Source organism: Legionella nautarum (genome assembly GCF_001467895.1).
GTDB classification, from domain to species: domain Bacteria; phylum Pseudomonadota; class Gammaproteobacteria; order Legionellales; family Legionellaceae; genus Tatlockia; species Tatlockia nautarum.
In genome coordinates, this window is the sequence record NZ_LNYO01000013.1 from 1,025,992 (window position 1) to 1,045,768 (window position 19,777).

Here is a 19,777-nt window from a genome sequence, read left to right on the forward strand (position 1 = left end):
TAGGCACATTAATTCCACCTATTGATTTTTTGTTAAGCTTGATGAATAAGCTTATGCTCAACTCCTAAAATAGTTCAGCAAAAAACGCTTAATGCTCAGGTATTTCGCTTTAAATTGATCAGAAGGTGACGTACTCAAGGTATGAACTATTGTTTCAATCCTATCCAGAATAGTTTGGCATTCTTCAGCGGATTTTAATAAATGCGGTATAGTTTGTATGGCAAGTTCCGGATCGTAATCAATGATAAGATTTTGAGTATAAACAAGTTGCTTAAACTTTGACGCATCAAGGCCGCGAAAGTCTTCACTTTCAAGTAGGGCTTTAATTATTTGCGGATAATTCACTGAGATGACGTAACCTTGTATTTTGATTAAAAGAAGCAAAATTCGTAAGGTGGCTTCCGCTCTTCCCCCCTCGCTAATTGTGGTAATAATCGATTGAGCAGCTTCATTTTTATTCTTTTTCTTGGGATGAATAATCATCTCTCTTCTGGGGTCAAAAGGAGTTAGTATTTGGATATAGCCATAAATGGCATTAAACAAAATTTCCGCCAAGGAATCACGCTGTGCAGCAAACATTTCCCAGTAGGAAGTTATCAACTGAGAAAGTTGCTGTTGTTGTGCGAGGAAGGCGTTTTTATTGGCCACTTTGCGGCGGTTTTTACGAATGAAAGAAGCGGGCTCTGTAATCGCAGAAATCATAGGATTGAGATCAGAGATCATGTATTGTTTAAAACGTAAAGGATGTAGTTTTCTAATGAAATTTGCTGTTTGTTCATTCGATAAGTTGCGGATGAACGGACTTAGAAAAAAATCGTAACTCATGGCATTGTAATCGGACATTAGGCGCACTAAATTGAAAATTTCCACGCTGTCTTTTTGTTTTTCACGAATATCATTAATCGAACGCTCTTCAATATGGCCGATATAATGAATGGTGTCATCTTCTTTCACTTCGATGAGTTTTAATTCGTAAAGTCCGGGTGCAAGATGTTCAATATATTTTAATAAATCAAAGATGTGGCTGCTCTTTTTGCGCCACTTCACCGGAAACAAAGATACCTAAATGGCCGATACGTTCATGGATCAAATAGACGATCACTTGACCTTGCAATTTGATGTCCAGCGTATTGTCATAAAGGTCAGCTATCCAATTTAATGCTTGCTGCGGGGGTGTAATGGTGTCACCGGCTGAGCAAAAGACAATGACTGGTACTTTGATGTCGCGTAAATCGAGGTTATGGCCTGATTCTCCGAGTGGAATTTTGCCTTTTACTAATTTATTGCCGATAAATAAATTGTCGATAATACCGCGCATCTCATTGGCGTTCATCAGAGAAAAACCGCCCCACCAGCGCTCAAAATTTAGGAATCGTGTTTCTTCGGTATCAATATTGGCAAACAATTTGTAATATTTTTTCCAATAGGTATTCTGCGGATTAGACAATTCAAAGTTTAAAACTAAATTTGCGCCGTCAAATTTTCCATTCCCCAAATCACCAGCAAGTTGGGCTATCCAACTGCCACCTAGAATGCCGCCGATGTAACGCATCGGATTTTTGCCATTGGCGCCGCCCCAATAAGAAAGCGGTGCGCCATTAATAACTGCGACACCTGCAACATCAGGATGTGCGGCAACCAAGGATAAAGCGGCCCATCCACCCTGGCAGTTACCGATAATACAAGGTTTGGGGCTATTTGGATGGCGTAAAGCGACTTCTCTGAGGAAAAGTTCATGAGCAAAGGCAACATCGAGTAAGGTCTGGTTTGGTTCAGGATTAGGGAAAAAAATCACAACATAGACCGGATGACCGGCTTCTAAGGCGATACCAACTTGCGATTTATCCTTAAAACCACTGATGCCTGCCCCATGCCCGGCGCGTGGATCAACGATCACATAAGGACGTAGGGAAGGATCAACTTCCCGTCCTGACGGGTGAAAAATCTCAGCCAGTGCATAATTCACAGGGTGTTCAAAGGTTCTACCGTCCATTAGAATCTGATAAGGAAAAATAAGCACAGGCGGTTGCCCTTCTTGTTCATGTTTTAAATATTGATTGCCTCGTTTACGTAATACATCCCAAAAAAGAATCTGTCGTTGAAAAAAATCAGTCGCATATTCCATGGATTCATTCAAAGCGTTGGGGTTTGGCTGCAGTTGGTTTTCTACTAATTCCATGAATAATTGCGCTGAATCGTTGGCTTTCTCAAGGCTGACATTAAAATATTTAGTCCAAAGAGAAGCCATTGAATTGGAGTAATCAAAAAAATTATGCAAGTTTTTTTGCATTCTTTGCAGATCGCCAAACATGTTTTCCTCGGCCGACATTTATACTTTTAATTCTATACCATAAAAAATAATGTTTTACTGAGGGTGACAAGGCCCGTTCTGTATCAGGTTAAGGTCAGTTATGGGTCAGAAAGATAAGTAAACTAGTTTTTATCTTAATCCGTTTGTTCTGAATAGCCTAAAAGCGGCGTCTCAAAGGGTCCTTCGAGACGGGCTAAAGCCCTCCTCAGGACGAGCGGATTTTGTGAACTTGTGCAACTCTTACCCATATATGACGGAAGTTAATAATCTACTCAAAAAAGTTGCCAATATAAAAATAATAATGCTATATTCTTGCTCATTTTTTCAATTTCAGCCGCAAGTTATTTTTAGGTTGAGAAAACGAGTACCCTTCTAATAATGACTGCCTTTGCAATTGAGTTACCAAGACGTAGCTACCTGTCACTTACTGTGAGTATGATGACCTGTCTTATCTTGTTAATTAATGTTTCATTCAAGATTATTGAATTGCAAGGAATTATTTTCACAGCAAGCAGCGTCCTCTGCCCTCTGGTGGCTCTAATCTATTTAATGGTTTTAAAAGAGTGCAATATTGTGCAGCAGCGGCACATTCTTAACCAATGTTTGCTGGCTTTATATTTATTTTCTGTAGGCATTTATCTTCTGGTGAATTTACCAGCAGCCGATTATATGCATGATAATCCTGCCTACCAGATTGTTTTTGAAGATATTCCTAAGAAATTTTTTGCTTCTACGCTTGCCTTTGCAGTGAGTTTTTATTTACCCCATTTATTTTGTTGTATACGAAAAACTGAGATGCTGACTTCACCGAAGCGTCGCCTCCTACTGGCTTTAGCAGGGGGGTATAGTTTTTTTAGTCTCAATTTTTTATTGCTATTTTCCCATCCTCTTATTCAAAGTTTTCAGCGAATTTATATCGATTCTTTAATGGTAAGCGGCGGAATTTTATTATTGGTGGGCGTTATTCATTTAGCTAGTTTTGTACTATTAAAACCGGTCAAAATAGCGCTGGATAAAACCCATTTACCGGCTTATTTATCGTTGCCTTTATATCACTACCTCGTTAGTTTTTCAGTGACAATTTTGTTGATTTGTTTAGCTTGTGAATATCGGTTAGTTGCTTTACCCGATGGACTGGTTTTGGGGGCGAGTGGTCTTTTATCGCCTTTAACCATCATCGCCAGTAATCTAATCGGCGAATTATTTGGTTATAAAGCAAACTTGCGTATGGCCATCGTTTTAATTTTAACTGAGTTAGCTTTTGATTTGCTGTTAATGGGTGCGGTAGCGCTTCCTGCTCCCGAGTTTTTTAATTTAAACCCATTTTATTGCTATATAATGCCCCGCCGAATTCCTGCAGGGACTTTAGCCTTGTTTGTTACCTTTGTCGGTAATGCCATGCTGCTTGAAAATCTAAAATATACTGGCCTTGGCCTTAACCGTTGTTCACGAATTTTAATTGCTAATATTTTTGCTGCTTCTTTACTTTGCCTAGTGAACTACAGTCTTCTCTATGGTGGGGTTTATTCTTATGATCAAATTTTTAGCCTTGCGATGAATTCTTGGGCCTATAAGATTATTGTGACGTTGATTAGCTTACCAATCGTAGTATGGCTTTGTAATCGTTATCCTCCGCATAAAAACGCCTCCTCCCCCGTGAGTCATCCGTCACCCCAGGCATAGCCCGAACCAGTCGGGCTATGACAAGCTTAGTTTTCCTTTTTAACGGGCCTTTTCCAGCCAAAAACCGTTTTCTGTTTGCTCATGGTTAAAGTCAGCTCCTCTGCGGGGACATCTTTACGAATCGTACTGCCTGCACCAATCGTTGCCCGAGCACCGATGGTGACTGGGGCAACCAGTTGTGTATCTGAGCCTACAAACACACCATCCTCAATAATGGTTTGGTGTTTATTGGCGCCATCATAGTTACAAGTGATAGTGCCAGCGCCAATATTGACGTCTTTACCTAGAGTTGCGTCTCCGAGATAACTTAAATGACTCGCTTTCGATCCTTTATCGAATACGGCATTTTTGGTTTCAACAAAATTACCAATTTTGCAATCGGCGGCTAGTTTAGTTCCGGGTCTTAAGCGAGCAAATGGACCGACATGGCAATTATCGCCAATGACACAACCCTCTAACACGGAGTTGGCTAAAATCTCACAATTTTCCCCGAGAGTGACATTGGTTAATACGCAATTGGGGCCAATGCGACAACCTTTGCCGAGAGTGACTTTACCATTAAAAATACTATTGAGATCGATGAATACATCTTTACCACAAACCAGTTCACCACGGACATCAAAACGGTTTGCATCAGCTAGCCTGACACCTGAAAGCATCAACTGCTCTGCAACTCGTTTTTGCCAAGCGCGTTCCAATTGTTGTAGCTGTAAGCAGTTATTCACCCCTTGAATTTCTATCGTATCACTGGCCTCTATCGATGCGATGGGTAAATCTTCTGCAACAGCCATTTCAATAATGTCGGTTAGATAATATTCGTTTTGGGCATTATGAGTCGTCAAATTGGGCAACCAGCGTGCTAAATCACTTGCAGGTGCACAGCAAATTCCACTATAAATTTCCTTAATTTGCTTCTGTTCTGCACTAGCATCTTTTTCTTCAATAATGTCGCGAATTTTTCCTGTTGCATCACGCAAGATACGGCCAAGTCCAGTGGGATTGTCAACAGAGGCGACTAGCAAACTCAAGGTTGCTGATTCTCTTTTAGTTGATTGGCAGCTAGAAATCAGTGCTCGCAGGGTTTCAGCTTGAATTAAGGGTACATCCCCTGACAGGACTAAGAGCTGAGATTTATCAGGAATATGGCCCAGTGCTTGTTTAACCGCATGGCCGGTACCTAATTGTTCAGCCTGTAAAATCCAATTGACTGGTAATTTAGCCAGTGCCGCTTTTATTTCGTCTCCTCCATGCCCATAAATGACATGGATCGCATCTGGATTTAATTGTTGCGCAGTTTCTATGACTCTCTGTAGCATTGGTTTCCCTGCCAAGGGGTGCAGTACTTTAGGCAGAGAGGAATACATTCGTTTGCCTTGTCCGGCTGCTAAAATGACGATTTGTAATGACATAACGGTTATCTTTCCTAAAGTTAGTGCATCTTTTTGGTTAAGAGATGCTGAATTAAACAAATTGTATTTATGTTGCGAATTATGCAATTAATAGATATGATAAAAAAATTGCAACAAAAGGAGTAGTGCAATGAGTATTTTTTCTGATGTAACGAAATTTATGTTAATTAAGCACATTAAAGGGGAGCTTAAACGTGCTGATAGCTGGAATGAGAGTTGGTTCTGGTCATCAGTATCAAGACGGGATGTAGAACATTCTAAAGCAAAGAATGAACATGTTAAAACCTTATGTACGAAGATTATGGAGTTAGAAGATCAAAGGAACGATAGAGATACCTCAAATGAATTTCGTAACCAAATTAATAACTGTAAGGATACGACGAAAGAATTATGTGTAGAAACTGGCCATAACGTAGGTCAACTTAATGGTGAATTAACGAATGCACTCTCATTGCTTGAAAGGATTCATCATGTCTTTGAGAAGAATGAGCATATTTATAATATTCAACCCGAACTTAATCCTGTAGCCCCCTCCACTTATGACATAGAACTAAAAAGTCCCAGTACAAGATATAGCGATCCCCTTGATATCATTCTTTACTATACAGCTCTATATTATGTAAAAAAATATCAACAGCAGGAAGCGCAGGGTTGGTTCGCTGCTAAAGTTGAAAGCGTCTTGCCTGGAACTGTTAAAGTCCGAGAGGAAAAAAAAGATCTTTTGCATTCGACAATTGTTGCTCTAAAAAAGGCCTTAGAAAGCACAGACCACGATAAAGCCCGCTACAGAGAAAATAGGAAAGAAATTGCAATAATGTGTTTATCATCGATATTAGGTGAAAATGCGCGAGTTTGTGAATCTAATACCCTTCATTCAAATTTTTCTTTGCCAGGTATGGGATGGGCAGGGTGGTTTGGTAAATTCAGTTTACAGTGGAGTTGTGCTCCTGGGGAGCTTAAAGAAGCAATGCGCAGTGCTCTAAGAGAAATTACGGCTATGGAGATCCCAGCAGCGAAAGAAATTTTAGCCGCGCAAAAAGGCAAAGGACAAGTGCCGCCTCCTAAGGAAGAGGGAGAGAAAGAAAAGGAAGTAGAGGAAGAGGCTGCTAATGATGACAGTGATGAAGAGCTTGAAGATGATAAGCTTAGAAAACCGAAAGGTCATAAAAAAAGTTTTTCTCTTGGCGATGGTGACGCGATGTTCGCTAAATCAAAGCGAAAAGCGGAAGAAAAAGAGGGAAAAGAGAACACTTCCGGTTTCAATATTGTCACCTAATTTGTTAATGATTTTGTTGGGCCAAGGCCCAATCCACGTTTGGCGAATCCTTATGGCTTAGATAGACGTTGTTGCAGATTCTACTCTCGTGCTTACTTACCGCGGCTTGTCCGCGGTATCCATATGATTTTATTTCATACTTAGATCCCCGGATCCCGTGAACAAGCCGCGGGAGGTAGGGATATAGTTAGTCGTGGGACGTAGAGCTATGTAGGGCATAAGGATATAGTTAGCTGCGAAGAGTCGCTTGCCGGAATAATTAAGAGCCCAACTCGCCGCATAAATTCTTTTCCATGAGAACCTTTACCTGTTGATTGTCTAAATTTTTGCTGAAGAGATAGAGCAATTTGCAATGGGCCGCTTCAGGCGTCATGTCATGGCCGCTGATTAGTCCAGCTCGTTTTAGCGTGTAGCCCGTAGCGTATTGATTCATTTCTACATGCCCATGCCGGCATTGACTACAATTGACAATTACTACCCCGCGTTCGCAAGCGTCCTGCAAGGCTTTTAAAAAATGAGGATCATTGTTTTGTGCATTGCCGCTGCCGTAGGTTTCCAGTACTAAGCCTCGTAGTGGTTGTTGCAAAATATAATCTAAGACCTTCGTTGCAAAACCAGGAAAGAGACGAAAGTTTGCAATAAATTGCGGGCTGATGGTTTGTAAATGGAAGGCTTGCTTAGGCGGAGGAAGCAAGAGCTCTTTATGAAGTTCGATACTTATCCCAATTGATGCTAAATGAGGAAAATTAGGGGAGTCAAAGGCGTTAAAGCGTTGAGCACTAATTTTTTGAGTGCGATTACCCCGCAGCAAGCGTTGGTTAAAATAAATGCATACCTCATTGATTGGTTGATGAGCACAAAGCCATAAAGAAGTAATGACATTATCAATGGCATCATTGCGCACTTCTGATAAGGGTATTTGCGAACCGGTGACAATAACCGGTTTAGATAGATTTTCCAGCATGAACGATAAGGCAGAGGCAGTGTAGGCCATCGTGTCGGTGCCATGAAAAATCACGAAACCATCAAAATGCGGATATTCCGTAGCAATATCCGTCGCAATGCGGTTCCAATCACTTACCGTCATGTTAGAAGAGTCGAGTAAGGGTTGATATTCTTTGATACTATAAGTGGGCATATCCGCATGACTTAGAGCGGGAATTTGTGCTAAAGCGGTTTGTACATAGCCCAAGGCGGGCTCATAGCCATGGTTGGCTTTAACGGAACTGATTGTTCCACCTGTATTGATAATTAGAATGTGTTTTTTCATAAAAATTATAAAACTCTGAGTGAAAGAATAACCCGTTCGGGCTCTGAGGTATTGCACGAAATTAACTATACTGGTTAGTTCATTGATCGTTTTGTTTACCCGTTCACACTGAGGAAGCGCGCAGCGCTGTCTCGAAGTGTCGCAAAAAAACCCTCCCTTCGAGAGCCTCAGGACAGGCTTCGAAACGCACGCCATGCGTGCTCTTCAGGCTTGAACGGAATAATAATACAAATTCCTTAGATCCTCATTTCGTGGGGACACCCCAGCCCGAACGGTTAGCAAGAGTACAAGATTATAGCAACTTCAAGATAAATTGTTAGGTAAACGCAGATTTATTTGCCAAGCTCTTGTACTTTGTGGAAAAATCGGAGTATTAACGGTTTAGTGTAAGCAGTGACAACATGGTTATTGATCGCGCCGGATACCGGTTGAACGTTGGTATAATTCTTACCAACTCATCCGGTCGTGTTTTTTGGGGAAGACGTAACGGTCATGATGCATGGCAATTCCCACAAGGTGGACTGGCTACAGGTGAAACGGCACTGGAAGCTATGTTCCGCGAACTTCGTGAAGAAGTGGGTTTAGATAGAGAAGATGTAGAAGTCTTAGGTTCTACCAAACGATGGCTAAAATATCGCCTACCTAAACAATATCTTCGTCATGGAAGCGAACCTTTGGTGATTGGCCAAAAGCAAAAATGGTATTTACTAAAATTAACATCCAGCGAACAAAAGGTACGTTTAGATTTAAGTGATTCGCCCGAGTTTGATAGTTGGCGTTGGATTGATTACCACGAGCCTCCAGAGCAAGTTATTTTTTTTAAACGACAAGTTTATGCTCAGGCCATGAAAGAACTAGAATATCTGTTAAAGAAACGCCGAACTCCGTTCGGTGCGCGACGAAGGCGAGGTAATCAAAGTCGATAAATGTTAAAAATATTAAAGCGAATTGTACAGGATGTAACCACAGCAAGCCATTTAACTGAAGCATTGACTATTTTGGTGCAGCGAGTGCGCAAAGCAGTTGGTGCTGAAGCTGTCTCTGTTTTCCTTATTGATAATAAGCACGCTGAATACGTTTTGATTGCTACCGATGGTTTAAACAAAATGGCTGAATCCAGGGTTCGTGTGGGTTTAGACAGTGGTTTGATCGGTCAAGTCGGTCGGCGCGAAGAGCCCATTAATATTGAGGATGCGCCTTCTCATCCAGATTTTCATCACAATTCCCTGCTCGAGGAAGAGCATTTACGCTCTTTCCTAGGAGTACCCATCATTCAGCACCGTAAACTTTACGGTGTTATGAGCGTGCAGCGTGCTGAAAAGCGTTGTTTTGATGATGCAGAAGAAGCGTTTCTCATCACTTTGGCGGCACAACTTGGTGGCGTTATTGCGCATGCCGAGGCCACCGGTGAACTATCGCAATTAACTCAACCCATACCCGCTGGCACCAACAAAACCGAAGCAGCACCGATGGCGCTCGGTGGCGTGGGATCGGTTCCGGGTATTGGAATTGGTACCGCTGTTGTGGTTTACCCTCAGGCTGATATTGATTCTGTGCCCCGCCATAGCATCGATGGCATTGAAGATGAAATTGAAATTTTTTACGAAGCTTTACAAGCGGCGCGCGAGGATATGCAGCGCTTAAGTAAACGAATGAAGTCTACCGTTGCCGAAGATGAGCACGCTTTATTTGATGTTTATCTGCGTATCCTCGATAGAGATAGTTTGGGTATAGAAGTTGAGAATGTCATTCGCGAAGAACAAATCTCTGCGCAAGCCGCTTTATCAACGGTCATTAAAAAACATGTTCAACAATTTGAAAGCATGGAAGATGATTATCTGCGCGAGCGTGCCAGTGATTTTCGTGATTTAGGCCGAAGAGTTCTTGCCGAATTACAGCGTTCCCAGCGCGAGGAAATTGCTTATCCACGACGGACTGTATTAATTGGTGAAGAAATTACTGCTTCAGCTTTGGCAGAGGTGCCAGAAGGGCAATTGGTCGGTGTGGTCTCCGCAAAAGGAGCGAATAACTCTCATGTGGCCATTTTGGCAAGAGCTTTAGGCGTGCCCACGGTCATGGGGGTGCGTGGTCTTAAAGTTGAGCATTTGTCGCGCAAAGCTATTGTCGTTGATGGTTATTTTGGCCATGTTTATGTGTCACCTTCCAGAGCTATCTTTTCTGAATTCAAAAAACTAGCGCGCGAAGAGCAAGAGCTGAATCAAAGTTTGGTCAGTTTGCGCGATAAGCCGGCTGAAACCCTCGATAACTATCGCGTCTCTTTGCAAGTCAACACCGGTCTTGCGATGGACGCTGGTTTATCAATGAGCGTCGGTGCAGAGGGGGTAGGCCTTTATCGCTCAGAAGTGCCTTTTATGAGTCGAGATAGGTTTCCTTCGGAAGACGAGCAATATATTATTTACCGCCAAATTCTAAAAGCCTTTTCCCCGCGATTTGTCACCATGCGGACTTTGGATATCGGCGGCGATAAGATTCTCCCCTATTTTCCAGTAACCGAAGATAACCCTTATCTTGGTTGGCGCGGCATTCGCGTGACGCTTGATCATCCCGATGTATTTCTCATGCAGGTGCGTGCCATGATGCGTGCCAGTGAAGAATTAAATAATTTACGCATCATGCTGCCGATGGTCACGAATCTCAGCGAAGTGGAAGAAGCGATTTTTCTAGTTGAACAAGCATTTGAAGAATTATTGGAAGAAGGTTGCTTTATTGAAAAACCAAAATTAGGCGTGATGGTTGAGGTTCCTGCTGCCGTTTATCTGGCGCGAGAATTGGCAAAACGAGTTGATTTTCTTTCGGTGGGCAGCAACGACCTCACGCAATATTTGCTGGCTGTCGATCGCAATAATGCTCGCGTTGCGGGAATCTATGACTCCTTTCATCCAGCCATGTTACGCACTTTAATGAAAGTGGTGGAAGGTGGACATGCGGCTGGCGTTGAGGTCAGTATCTGCGGTGAAATGGCTTCTGATCCTTTGGCAGTCATCTTATTGCTGGCGATGGGTTTTGACACTTTAAGTATGAACTCAACGAGTTTGCCGCGTATAAAATGGGTCATTCGTAATATCTCTTTAGCGAATGCCCGCAAGGTGCTAGCAGATGTCTTGGAGCTCGAGCATCCTGCCGAAATTCGCTTACATTTGCAAAGAGCTTTGGAAGAAGAGGGCTTAGGCGGCCTGATTCGGGCTGGCCGATCGTGAGTGGAATAAGTCTCCTCTCGCATGTCGGCGTTTATCTGTTAGCCGGTATTTTTGCTGGATTAGTATCGGGTATCATGGGGGTTGGTGGCGGTATTGTTGTAGTCCCTGCTTTGGTCTTTATTTTCAATCATAAAGCGAATTTTCCCCAAGAGTTAGTCATGCAGATGGCTGCTGGAACTTCCTTAGCGACCATGCTTTTTACTTCTCCAGCTTCAATACGTGAACACTATAAGCAAGACATTATTCTTTGGGGTGTTTATAAACGTTTGTGGCCGGGTCTTGTCTTAGGTTCCATTAGTGGCGGTTTGCTTTCTGGGCAATTATCCTCTTTTTGGCTGCGTATGATTTTTGGTTGTTTTTTGCTATTTGTTGCCTTTAAGATGCTCTTTGACATGAAAAAAAAACAGCATGGCCACCACCGTTTCGCGCCTGCTTGGATTAACGGACTGATTAATTTTATAATTGGTGCGATTTCCGGTTTATTGGGCGTGGGTGGGGGGGCTTTAACGGTTCCTTATCTGAGCTATTGTAATTTGGAGATAAAACAAATCGCACCGATTTCTGCGCTGGCGACGCTCACAGTGGCTATTGTAGGAACAATAATTTTTATCATTACAGGTACAAAAGCCTCTAATTTGCCTGCTTACAGCAGTGGTTTTGTTTATTGGCCGGCTGTCTTAGGTATCGCCATTACTAGTACTTTTTTTGCGCCACTCGGTGCAAAATTAACTTATATTGTGCCTGTGAAGCAATTGAGATATGGTTTTATTATTTTGCTGCTAATAACCGCTGTTGATCTCCTTGTTCTAAGAGGACTTTTTTGAGGTATAGCTATGTTGGAATTTCCGCAGATTGATCCTATTGCTTTTTCCCTAGGGCCGATCCAAGTCCATTGGTATGGTTTAATGTATTTATTTGGTTTTGCTGGAGGTTGGGTTTTGGCCCAATGGCGAGCTAAGCATTATCAATTGCCTTGGACTGCCGAGCAGATTAGTGATTTGATTTTTTATGGGGCTTTGGGTGCTATTATTGGCGGCCGGCTTGGCTACATGCTTTTCTATAATACGCATCAATTGCTTACCGAGCCTTGGACCCTGCTCAAATTATGGGAAGGGGGAATGTCTTTTCACGGCGGTCTGCTGGGTGTCGCTCTGGCGATGTGGTTATTTGCACGTAAATTCAAAAAACCTTTTTTACAGGTAACCGACTTTTTAGCTCCGTTAGTTCCTTTAGGGCTTGGAGCGGGGCGGTTGGGTAATTTTATCAATGGCGAATTGTGGGGGCGGGTCACTGATGTGCCTTGGGCAATGGTTTTTCCACATTCCGATGGCCAACCACGTCATCCTTCACAATTGTATGAGCTAGGTTTAGAAGGCATTGCTTTATTCACCTTGCTATGGTGGTATGCTTCTAAACCGCGACCGCAGGGTCGAGTGTCTGCTATGTTTTTAACAGGCTACGCAATTTGTCGGCTAATTGCTGAATGTTTCCGTGAGCCGGATGCGCAATTAGGTTTCCTGGCGTTTAATTGGTTAACGATGGGGCAGTTACTCTCTATTCCAATGCTATTAGCCGGTTTGTACTGTTTAAATAGGAGTAAACGATGAAGACGTATTTACAACTTCTGGAGCATATTTTAGAGCATGGCGTGGAGAAAACCGATAGAACTGGTACAGGCACCTTATCTGTTTTTGCTTATCAAATGCGTTTTAAATTAAAGGAAGGTTTTCCTTTAGTGACTACTAAGAAATTGCATACTCGCAGTATTATTCATGAACTACTCTGGTTCTTGCAAGGGGATACCAATATCGCTTATCTCAATGAAAATGGAGTGACTATTTGGGATGAATGGGCAGATAGTAAGGGGGAATTAGGACCTATTTACGGCCGCCAATGGCGCTCTTGGCCAACTCCTGATGGACGGACCATCGATCAATTGTCTGAGGTTGTACAACAAATTAAAACGAATCCTGACTCGCGACGATTACTAGTGAGTGCTTGGAATGTTGGCGAACTTGATAAAATGGCCTTAATGCCTTGCCATGCCTTATTTCAGTTTTATGTTGCTAAGAATCAATTGTCCTGCCAATTATATCAACGCTCGGCCGATGTATTTTTGGGGGTGCCTTTTAATATTGCGTCCTATGCATTACTAACTCATATGGTCGCCCAACAATGCAATCTTGAGGTGGGTGATTTCATTTGGACTGGTGGTGATTGCCATTTATATTTAAACCATCTCGAACAAGCGCATACCCAACTGCAACGCGAGCCTTTGCCGCTACCTAAGTTGCAGATTAAGCGCAAACCGGCTTCCCTTTTTGAATATCAATTTGACGATTTTGAAATCCTGGATTATCAATCGCATCCGACGATCAAGGCACCGATTGCTGTGTAATCGGCGCCCTGAAGTCTTTCATTTCCAAAACCCCAATGACCAATAAAAACTGTGCCGCATAATTGAGATACATCACTAAAATAGAGATGAATTTGTCATGTGCAAAAATAAATTGATTTACAGCAAAACTGAGATCAGAAAATAGGAATAAAAAAGCACCGATACTGATGATGGATGTCTGCTGTTTTACATGCAAAGCACAAAAAAGCATAGTGATAAGCCAGCAGCTATAAACCATGACAGGTATTTTCATGTCGTCTAAATGCGAGTAAAGACCATAAAAACTGAGAGCCATAAGTATCAGCAGCGTTAGAAAAAGGGATAATCGTTTGTTGCCAAATTCTGCATTTTTTAAAAATAACATAATATAAGCACATAGAGCGCAAATGAAGGCAACGATCCCTGCATGCAGCGCTAAATCGACGGGTAAACTAAGTATAAGATCACCGACCAATGAAAAACTAAGTGCTGCCAACAATAAATTTCTAATCGTAGAGTGCTGGATTTTGGTGGTAACACTAATAAGCAATAAAGTTGGCAGGGCTTTAACTACTATTGTGAAGGGAAATTGCAGAAAAGGCACGGACAGAAGACAAATTAGCATGCTTAGTATGGCAAGTATTAGTGTGGTTTTTGAATATTGTCCTGACATTATATTTTCTACATGAGGTGCCGTTTGGGGTAGTTTTTGAGTATACACCGCTTATTCTGCGAAGTAACTCTGTCAGTTAGTCAAAAAAGGTTTTCTCGGAATTCGTCAAAACCTCATATAAACGTAGAAGTTGTTTTTTAGTGACCCGATGAGTGGATAAGGGAGGGAGCTTATTCAGATCGAAGAAATCGATTTCAGCAATTTCAAGATTTTCCTGTTTCTCGCCAGAAAGGATTTCACAATGAAAAAAACATTTGTAAACATGGGGCCATTGCGGCGGATGATCATGTTTTAGCTTATCCCATAAAGCGAGTAACCTTAATGCGGAGACATCAAAGCCGGTTTCTTCTTTAGTTTCTCTAATCACCGCTTCCGACGGTGATTCATTGATATCAGCAAAACCACCGGGTAGCGTCCATAAACCATCCGAACGTTCTTTGACCAGCAGCAATTTATTATCTTGTAAAATAAAAGAGCGTACATCAAGTTTGGGGGTGGCGTAACTGTCTTCCAAGGAAAATAAATGATTGAGCTCTTCCGAGGTATTTTTTGAGTAATTGCTGGCAAGGTCTGCTGCAATTTCACGCAATCTTAAATACCTTTGAGTATCAAATTCATTATTCGAATAGGCAAGGCCATTTTGGGTGAGGGCCTGAAGTTCAGAAATTAATTTAAGCCAGTATATTTCTTTTTGGGCCATTGTATTCTCCTACGATCTAAGGAATTTGTATTCATTTTATTCCGTTCAGCCTGAGGAGCAGGCATGGCGTGCTGTCCTGAGGCTCTCGAAGGGGGTCCTTTTGCGACACTTCGAGACAGCGCTGCGCGCTTCCTCAGTGCGAACGGATAAATAAAACGATCAATGAATTAAACCAGTATATTTAATTTCATGGGATCCCTCAGAGCCCGAACGGAGCCTCATAAAATATGGAAAAACTTCTTTAGCCTGATGGTTATGAGCCTATGAACCAAGGCCCAACCTACATTGGTTTAACCTGGTTCTATCTCTTCGCAGTCGAAAAGAATCAAGCCCCTGTTTTAGTCTTCTCAGTTTTCGACTTGGCAATTAAGAAATCAAGAATTTTAAATAATCGCGCTTCCTCTTTAGCCATCGGTAAGTCGGTTTTGAATTGATTATTGACTATTATCGCAGGAACGCCATTCACATGGTAACGAGCCATTAATGTGGTGCCTTGAGCGAGCTGCATATCCACGGTGGTTGAATTTTCAAACGCACTTTTCGCAGTGGCTGGGTCAACGCCTTGGGCGATAAAAAAGTCGATCATCGCTTGATTAGAATTCATTGAATGACCTTTAGCCTGCACCGCTTTGAATAAGAGAGGATTGAGTTTAGATTCCAAGCCTAAGAGATTTGCAGTGTAATAAGCTTTGGCATAATAGGTCCAATCTTTATTAAATATGACAGGCACACGCGAAAATTGAATGGCATCGCCCTGCTGAGCTACCCAAGTCATTAGTGCAGGATCAATGCGATAGCACCAAGGGCATCCGTAGCTAAAAAATTCAGTGACTGTTACCTTAGGAGTATTCGGTTTAGCGTCTGCGCCATTGATTAATTCATAATCTTTGCCCGCAACAAACTCTTCCGCTGAAGCCAGCAGAGGTAGAACTAAAAGTACGATCGATACAAAACGTTTTAACATTATATTATCTCTCTTCAAAATTAATGTAGACCTTGAATGTAATAGGCCACCGCCTCCATATCCTCCTGACTCATACGCGAACTTAAGTCGCGCATAATGGAATTTAAGTCATTTGTTCGTTTATTGTCCTTAAAAGCTTGTAATTGCTGAACAGTATAAGCAGCATGCTGCCCCGTTAATACCGGAAAACCGGCTTGTGCATTACCAGTGCCTTTGGGGCCATGGCAAGCGATACAAGCGCTAATGTGTTTAGCAAAATCACCGCCACGATACAAGAGTTCGCCTCTTTTTAAAAATTTTTCTGGTGTTTGTCCTTCAGGAAGCGGCATTTTGGAGTAAAAAATTGACAATTCGGCAATGTCTTGCTCATATAGACTGGCTAATATAGCGGTCATTGTAGCGGCATTACGCGTCGTTCCTGTTTTAAAATCATGCAATTGTTTTATGAGATAGCTCGTGTGTTGTCCTGCAAGATTAGGCCATTGCGGATCTGCACTAATCCCCTGTGGCCCATGACAGGCTGCACATAAAGCGGCTTTTGCTGGTTCTGTTTTTGCTGTTTCCGCAACCGCACTAACTATTGTGCCGAATAAGGCAAGAGCACAAAAGATTTTTTTCATTCTTTTTCCGAGGATTTAAGTGGTTTAATGGTACACTGCTTGGGTAAAAATCCCAAAGTGAAATTGAAATAAATGTTGATAAATCCTTATACTCAAGCTGTATTTTTAAAAAGCGCTGCCCGTGTCAACCAATTACCGCCGGATGAAGGTTTTGAGGTTGCCTTCGCTGGCCGTTCAAATGCTGGAAAATCAAGTGCGCTAAATTGCCTAACAGGGATTAAGCAATTAGCGCGCACCAGTAAAACACCAGGACGAACTCAATTAATCAATTTATTTGGCATTGATGAATCGCGTCGCCTTGTCGATTTACCGGGGTACGGTTACGCAAAAGTTGCCCAGCAAATCAAAGAAGACTGGCAAAAAAATTTAGCTCAGTATTTAGATGTGCGCCAATGCTTACGTGGTTTAATCCTATTGATGGACAGCCGCCATCCTTTGAAGGAATTGGACCAGATGATGATTGACTGGTCCATCGATCGCCAATTACCCGTGCATATTCTTTTAACCAAAGCAGATAAATTGAGTCGTGGCGAAGCCAAAAATACCGTCTTAAAAGTGCGAAAACATTATGAATTAATGGAAGGTTTGATTACTGCCCAAAGCTTTTCTTCATTAAAAAAGGAAGGAGTGGACGAGTTAATTGTTAAATTAAATGAATGGTTTTCTTTTCAAATCAGCCACTCATTGTAGTCTGACGACGAGGTAGCCGCGGAAATATCCTCCGTCGGTATCCACCGTCGACATGCTTTTTAATAACAATTGCTCTGGAACCCAGTAAGGCTCATAGAGTTTGCGGTCGGGATCCATGATTAACACTCGCCGAGCAGCCTCATCGTAAGCACCGATGGGTGAGAAATGGCCGACATTTTCGAAGTCTGTAAAAAATTTTTGATTGAAATTTGCAATGATAAACGTTTTACCCGTGCTTTCGCTTTCTATCAGGGTTTGATGAAGTGATGATTCATTTTCTTTTGCATTAGCGCTCATTTGTTTTACTACAACGCTAAAGTTTTTTATGCCATAAACGGTTAAGGCTTTTTCAAGATATATTTTTAATTGATGAAGTGCGACGCCATCTCCGCCTTGTTTTACTGCTTCACGCCATCGTTGATCATTCACCTGATTCAATAATTCATCTTGAGCAGCTAAGGGTTGATCTGTCATCAACTGTTGGTGGCTACGCACGGCATTAACAATCATGGTTGCTGAAGCCAGTGAGCAAGAGCTATCGGTTAATTGGGGTAAATAATAGGGGCTAACTCGCCAATAAAGAGGGCTGTGATTAGTTTGAAAATAATCATGAGAAGAGACAATAGATTCTACACCAGAAGCATAGCGTGATTTTGCAGTTTGCCTCTCTTGCAAATCCGCTTCGGCTCTTACTATTAAAGTAAAAAAACTCGTAATTAAAAATAAGAAAAACGAGGAAATTCTGGATTTGGAGCTGTAGTGATTTAAGAGTCTAGTCAAATTAATACAACCTTTCATTTAAAGAGGAAGCGATATTATAAAAAAAGGTTAATTTGCTGTCAATAATTGAACAAGTTGAATGATTTTTATAAAAACGTGTGTTGTCCCTTCTTTCGAAACGAATTCTTAATATTTCCTTAATCTAAGGCAATTAGAATCGCTTTTTTTCATTAATGAGAATAGTTATGAGCCAATTAACAAAAAAAAATAGAGAAAATTCTATGGCAGTAGGATTGTCCCGCTCTTTAAATGGAAATCAATTAATAACAGCAGAAAAATCAAATTTCACAAATGAAAACGGTTTTACAGCTGAAGCTGCCGAATTAGCCTCCGATTTATCTAGCGCATGCAATAAGCTGAATGAGCTTAAACTTAGTGGAAAGAAAATGCCTAAGATCATAGGATTATTAGAAACTAAAATTAAAGAAACCTCTAATAAATTGGAAGCTTTAGGTTACTCTGTAGAAAAAATTGGCGAAGGCAGATATTCCATCAGCCCACAAGCCCAGAATGATAACCAACTAGTAATAAGCGGAACTTTTCGTTAAAGATAAAATAAGTAAGCCTTGATTCCGTTTGCGCTGCATCAAGGCTTGTACTTCCAATCAGCAAGTTGCGCTCGATGCCTTATTGCTATCTAAGCAGCGATCGTCTAGGGAATCTTGCTTGCTCAACAGTTCTTGAAAAAAGGAGAAGGTTTTTCTAGCTATTTTAGCAGTAAAAGCACCACCCACACCGGCAGAGCCTCCTAATGCTGCGCCCGTTATTCCACTTGCAGGGGTCGATAATACGCAAAATAAGATATAAGTAGATAATTCTTTGGAATCAAAACGATCTGGGTTTCGTATCAAATAGACCATATATAAAAAGCCCAAAAGGGTACCTAATAATCCTCCTGTAACTGTCCCCACAACGCCCGCACAAACAATAGAATGATCTTGTTCATCCTTTTCTCGCATAAAAAATAACCTTTGTGTATTAATTAATTTCTAGTGTTAAAAATAAAGCGCATATTCTAAATGAAAAGTTTTAGATTACAAGAGCAAGATAAGCGAGCTAAATAGTTTTGAAATTGAGTGGGTTCGTTAGGCTAATCTAAAACTGCTGAATTTACCTAGCCCTGTAAGTCGAGCCTTGGCCAACGGACACTAACTTAAGGACAAAAAACTCTACCCCCTAAAGAGATTATTGAGCGAAGCCATTGGGGGTGTTTTGGCAGTCATTCCAAACAGGAATAGCGCCTGAACATAATTAGTTGTAATGCGATCCATTATATGTTCAAATTGCCATCATTTAGATTGTTATAGAGGCACCCTGTTGTGAAAAAGAAAGAAGAGTTAGATAAACACCCAGTAAAGAAATCAATTTCCCCGGTAAGAAGCCGCTCCCGAGTCTATTATGTACGTGGTGTTTTAGGTGAACCTCAACTTATCCAAGAGCATTTCAAAGAAATAAAACGTTTAAAAACGGGTGATTTTTCAGAATCAGATTTAGAAAAGTTAAGAGGGGTGAAAGGTGTTTACAGCTTTCGAATCAATAAAACAGAACGGCTACTCTTTAGCTTTATCCAAATTGACGGTATCGACTACCTAGTTATTCTTGATTATTTACCGACTCACAATTATCACGATTCCCCCTTTTTACGCCGGGGATTTCTAAAACATTATCTAGAAAGCCTAAAAGAACTGTTTAAGGAGCTGATAGGGCAAGAGGGCGAAACGCCTGATAGTGATGGGGAAGAGCTGTCGTTCGAACCCTGCCCAGCCGCTGAACTAGCGCCAAGATTAGCCACTCTAGAGTTCGAAG

General features: G+C 41.6%; 18 protein-coding genes and 1 pseudogene. 10 read left to right on the forward strand and 9 right to left on the reverse strand.

Annotated features, from left to right (window positions below):
- Nucleotides 1–57: 57 nt before the first annotated feature.
- Nucleotides 58–2,329 (reverse strand): annotated as a pseudogene (locus Lnau_RS16965) (DUF3141 domain-containing protein).
- A 360-nt stretch (nucleotides 2,330–2,689) separates the two neighbouring features.
- Here Lnau_RS16965 and Lnau_RS07955 point away from each other — a divergent pair.
- Nucleotides 2,690–3,994 carry a VUT family protein gene (locus Lnau_RS07955; RefSeq protein WP_058504585.1) on the forward strand — a complete coding sequence of 435 codons (1,305 nt, stop codon included), beginning with the start codon at nucleotides 2,690–2,692 and terminating at the stop codon, nucleotides 3,992–3,994.
- 26 nt (nucleotides 3,995–4,020) lie between these two features.
- Here the strand turns inward: Lnau_RS07955 and glmU are convergent, their stop codons facing one another.
- On the reverse strand, nucleotides 4,021–5,403 hold the full coding sequence (glmU, locus tag Lnau_RS07960) for a bifunctional UDP-N-acetylglucosamine diphosphorylase/glucosamine-1-phosphate N-acetyltransferase GlmU (protein ID WP_058504586.1): 1,383 nt from the start codon (nucleotides 5,401–5,403) through the stop codon (nucleotides 4,021–4,023).
- A gap of 130 nt (nucleotides 5,404–5,533) precedes the next feature.
- Here glmU and Lnau_RS07965 point away from each other — a divergent pair, with 130 nt between their 5' ends.
- Nucleotides 5,534–6,679, forward strand: coding sequence for a hypothetical protein (locus Lnau_RS07965; RefSeq protein WP_058504587.1), 1,146 nt, complete (start codon nucleotides 5,534–5,536; stop codon nucleotides 6,677–6,679).
- A 259-nt stretch (nucleotides 6,680–6,938) separates the two neighbouring features.
- Here the strand turns inward: Lnau_RS07965 and ansA are convergent, their stop codons facing one another.
- Nucleotides 6,939–7,949: an asparaginase gene (gene ansA / locus Lnau_RS07970; RefSeq protein WP_058504588.1), complete on the reverse strand. Its 1,011-nt coding sequence runs from the start codon at nucleotides 7,947–7,949 to the stop codon at nucleotides 6,939–6,941.
- A 401-nt stretch (nucleotides 7,950–8,350) separates the two neighbouring features.
- Here ansA and Lnau_RS07975 point away from each other — a divergent pair, with 401 nt between their 5' ends.
- From Lnau_RS07975 to thyA, 5 genes are read left to right on the forward strand one after another with little or no spacing between them, the layout of a single operon-like run.
- Nucleotides 8,351–8,875 (forward strand): RNA pyrophosphohydrolase, encoded by a 525-nt coding sequence (locus tag Lnau_RS07975; protein WP_058504589.1) that lies wholly within the window; start codon nucleotides 8,351–8,353, stop codon nucleotides 8,873–8,875.
- Nucleotides 8,876–11,167 (forward strand): phosphoenolpyruvate--protein phosphotransferase, encoded by a 2,292-nt coding sequence (ptsP, locus tag Lnau_RS07980; RefSeq protein ID WP_058504590.1) that lies wholly within the window; start codon nucleotides 8,876–8,878, stop codon nucleotides 11,165–11,167.
- Nucleotides 11,164–11,991: a sulfite exporter TauE/SafE family protein gene (locus tag Lnau_RS07985; protein ID WP_058504591.1), complete on the forward strand. Its 828-nt coding sequence runs from the start codon at nucleotides 11,164–11,166 to the stop codon at nucleotides 11,989–11,991. The genes ptsP and Lnau_RS07985 overlap by 4 nt, the downstream gene beginning before the upstream one ends.
- Nucleotides 11,992–12,000: 9 nt before the next feature.
- Nucleotides 12,001–12,774 carry a prolipoprotein diacylglyceryl transferase gene (gene lgt / locus Lnau_RS07990; protein WP_058504592.1) on the forward strand — a complete coding sequence of 258 codons (774 nt, stop codon included), beginning with the start codon at nucleotides 12,001–12,003 and terminating at the stop codon, nucleotides 12,772–12,774.
- Nucleotides 12,771–13,565 carry a thymidylate synthase gene (gene thyA, locus Lnau_RS07995; protein ID WP_058504593.1) on the forward strand — a complete coding sequence of 265 codons (795 nt, stop codon included), beginning with the start codon at nucleotides 12,771–12,773 and terminating at the stop codon, nucleotides 13,563–13,565. Before lgt ends, thyA begins: the two co-directional genes overlap by 4 nt.
- Here the strand turns inward: thyA and Lnau_RS08000 are convergent.
- The 4 genes from Lnau_RS08000 to Lnau_RS08015 all read right to left on the reverse strand — a co-directional run bounded on the left by Lnau_RS08000 (nucleotide 13,543) and on the right by Lnau_RS08015 (nucleotide 16,501).
- The gene (locus Lnau_RS08000) at nucleotides 13,543–14,217 is read right to left on the reverse strand and encodes a lysoplasmalogenase family protein (RefSeq protein WP_065240259.1); all 675 of its coding nucleotides are present in this window, start codon (nucleotides 14,215–14,217) and stop codon (nucleotides 13,543–13,545) included. The genes thyA and Lnau_RS08000 overlap by 23 nt on opposite strands.
- Nucleotides 14,218–14,293: 76 nt before the next feature.
- A complete protein-coding gene (locus Lnau_RS08005; RefSeq protein ID WP_058504595.1) occupies nucleotides 14,294–14,917 on the reverse strand; it encodes an NUDIX hydrolase in 624 nt (207 codons plus the stop codon).
- Nucleotides 14,918–15,242: 325 nt separating this feature from the next.
- A complete protein-coding gene (locus Lnau_RS08010; protein ID WP_058504596.1) occupies nucleotides 15,243–15,881 on the reverse strand; it encodes a thiol:disulfide interchange protein DsbA/DsbL in 639 nt (212 codons plus the stop codon).
- 20 nt (nucleotides 15,882–15,901) lie between these two features.
- Complete coding sequence (locus Lnau_RS08015) at nucleotides 15,902–16,501, reverse strand: c-type cytochrome (RefSeq protein ID WP_058504597.1); 600 nt, start codon at nucleotides 16,499–16,501, stop codon at nucleotides 15,902–15,904.
- Between the two features lie 72 nt (nucleotides 16,502–16,573).
- Between Lnau_RS08015 and yihA the strand changes: the two genes are divergently transcribed.
- A complete protein-coding gene (gene yihA, locus Lnau_RS08020; RefSeq protein WP_058504598.1) occupies nucleotides 16,574–17,191 on the forward strand; it encodes a ribosome biogenesis GTP-binding protein YihA/YsxC in 618 nt (205 codons plus the stop codon).
- Here yihA and Lnau_RS08025 read toward each other — a convergent pair.
- Entirely contained in the window at nucleotides 17,183–17,971 is a 789-nt protein-coding gene (locus tag Lnau_RS08025) for a phytochelatin synthase family protein (protein ID WP_058504599.1), read from the reverse strand. The genes yihA and Lnau_RS08025 overlap by 9 nt on opposite strands.
- 185 nt (nucleotides 17,972–18,156) lie before the next feature.
- Here Lnau_RS08025 and Lnau_RS08030 point away from each other — a divergent pair, with 185 nt between their 5' ends.
- Nucleotides 18,157–18,519, forward strand: a complete 363-nt coding sequence (locus Lnau_RS08030; RefSeq protein WP_058504600.1) for a hypothetical protein — start codon at nucleotides 18,157–18,159, stop codon at nucleotides 18,517–18,519.
- Between the two features lie 57 nt (nucleotides 18,520–18,576).
- Here the strand turns inward: Lnau_RS08030 and Lnau_RS08035 are convergent, their stop codons facing one another.
- Nucleotides 18,577–18,930 (reverse strand): hypothetical protein, encoded by a 354-nt coding sequence (locus Lnau_RS08035; protein WP_058504601.1) that lies wholly within the window; start codon nucleotides 18,928–18,930, stop codon nucleotides 18,577–18,579.
- A gap of 360 nt (nucleotides 18,931–19,290) precedes the next feature.
- On the opposite strand from Lnau_RS08035, the gene Lnau_RS16535 reads away from it, so the two are divergent.
- A partial coding sequence (locus Lnau_RS16535; RefSeq protein WP_058504602.1) for a hypothetical protein occupies nucleotides 19,291–19,777 on the forward strand: 487 nt, incomplete at its 3' end.

Excerpts from the sequence above, each read along its gene's own strand:
- Lnau_RS07955 (WP_058504585.1), top strand. The coding sequence starts at position 2,690 with ATGACTGCCTTTGCAATTGAGTTACCAAGACGTAGCTACCTGTCACTT.
- glmU (WP_058504586.1), bottom strand. The coding sequence starts at position 5,403 with ATGTCATTACAAATCGTCATTTTAGCAGCCGGACAAGGCAAACGAATG.
- Lnau_RS07965 (WP_058504587.1), top strand. The coding sequence starts at position 5,534 with ATGAGTATTTTTTCTGATGTAACGAAATTTATGTTAATTAAGCACATT.
- ansA (WP_058504588.1), bottom strand. The coding sequence starts at position 7,949 with ATGAAAAAACACATTCTAATTATCAATACAGGTGGAACAATCAGTTCC.
- Lnau_RS07975 (WP_058504589.1), top strand. The coding sequence starts at position 8,351 with ATGGTTATTGATCGCGCCGGATACCGGTTGAACGTTGGTATAATTCTT.
- ptsP (WP_058504590.1), top strand. The coding sequence starts at position 8,876 with ATGTTAAAAATATTAAAGCGAATTGTACAGGATGTAACCACAGCAAGC.
- lgt (WP_058504592.1), top strand. The coding sequence starts at position 12,001 with ATGTTGGAATTTCCGCAGATTGATCCTATTGCTTTTTCCCTAGGGCCG.
- thyA (WP_058504593.1), top strand. The coding sequence starts at position 12,771 with ATGAAGACGTATTTACAACTTCTGGAGCATATTTTAGAGCATGGCGTG.
- Lnau_RS08000 (WP_065240259.1), bottom strand. The coding sequence starts at position 14,217 with ATGTCAGGACAATATTCAAAAACCACACTAATACTTGCCATACTAAGC.
- Lnau_RS08005 (WP_058504595.1), bottom strand. The coding sequence starts at position 14,917 with ATGGCCCAAAAAGAAATATACTGGCTTAAATTAATTTCTGAACTTCAG.
- Lnau_RS08010 (WP_058504596.1), bottom strand. The coding sequence starts at position 15,881 with ATGTTAAAACGTTTTGTATCGATCGTACTTTTAGTTCTACCTCTGCTG.
- Lnau_RS08015 (WP_058504597.1), bottom strand. The coding sequence starts at position 16,501 with ATGAAAAAAATCTTTTGTGCTCTTGCCTTATTCGGCACAATAGTTAGT.
- yihA (WP_058504598.1), top strand. The coding sequence starts at position 16,574 with ATGTTGATAAATCCTTATACTCAAGCTGTATTTTTAAAAAGCGCTGCC.
- Lnau_RS08030 (WP_058504600.1), top strand. The coding sequence starts at position 18,157 with ATGAGCCAATTAACAAAAAAAAATAGAGAAAATTCTATGGCAGTAGGA.
- Lnau_RS08035 (WP_058504601.1), bottom strand. The coding sequence starts at position 18,930 with ATGCGAGAAAAGGATGAACAAGATCATTCTATTGTTTGTGCGGGCGTT.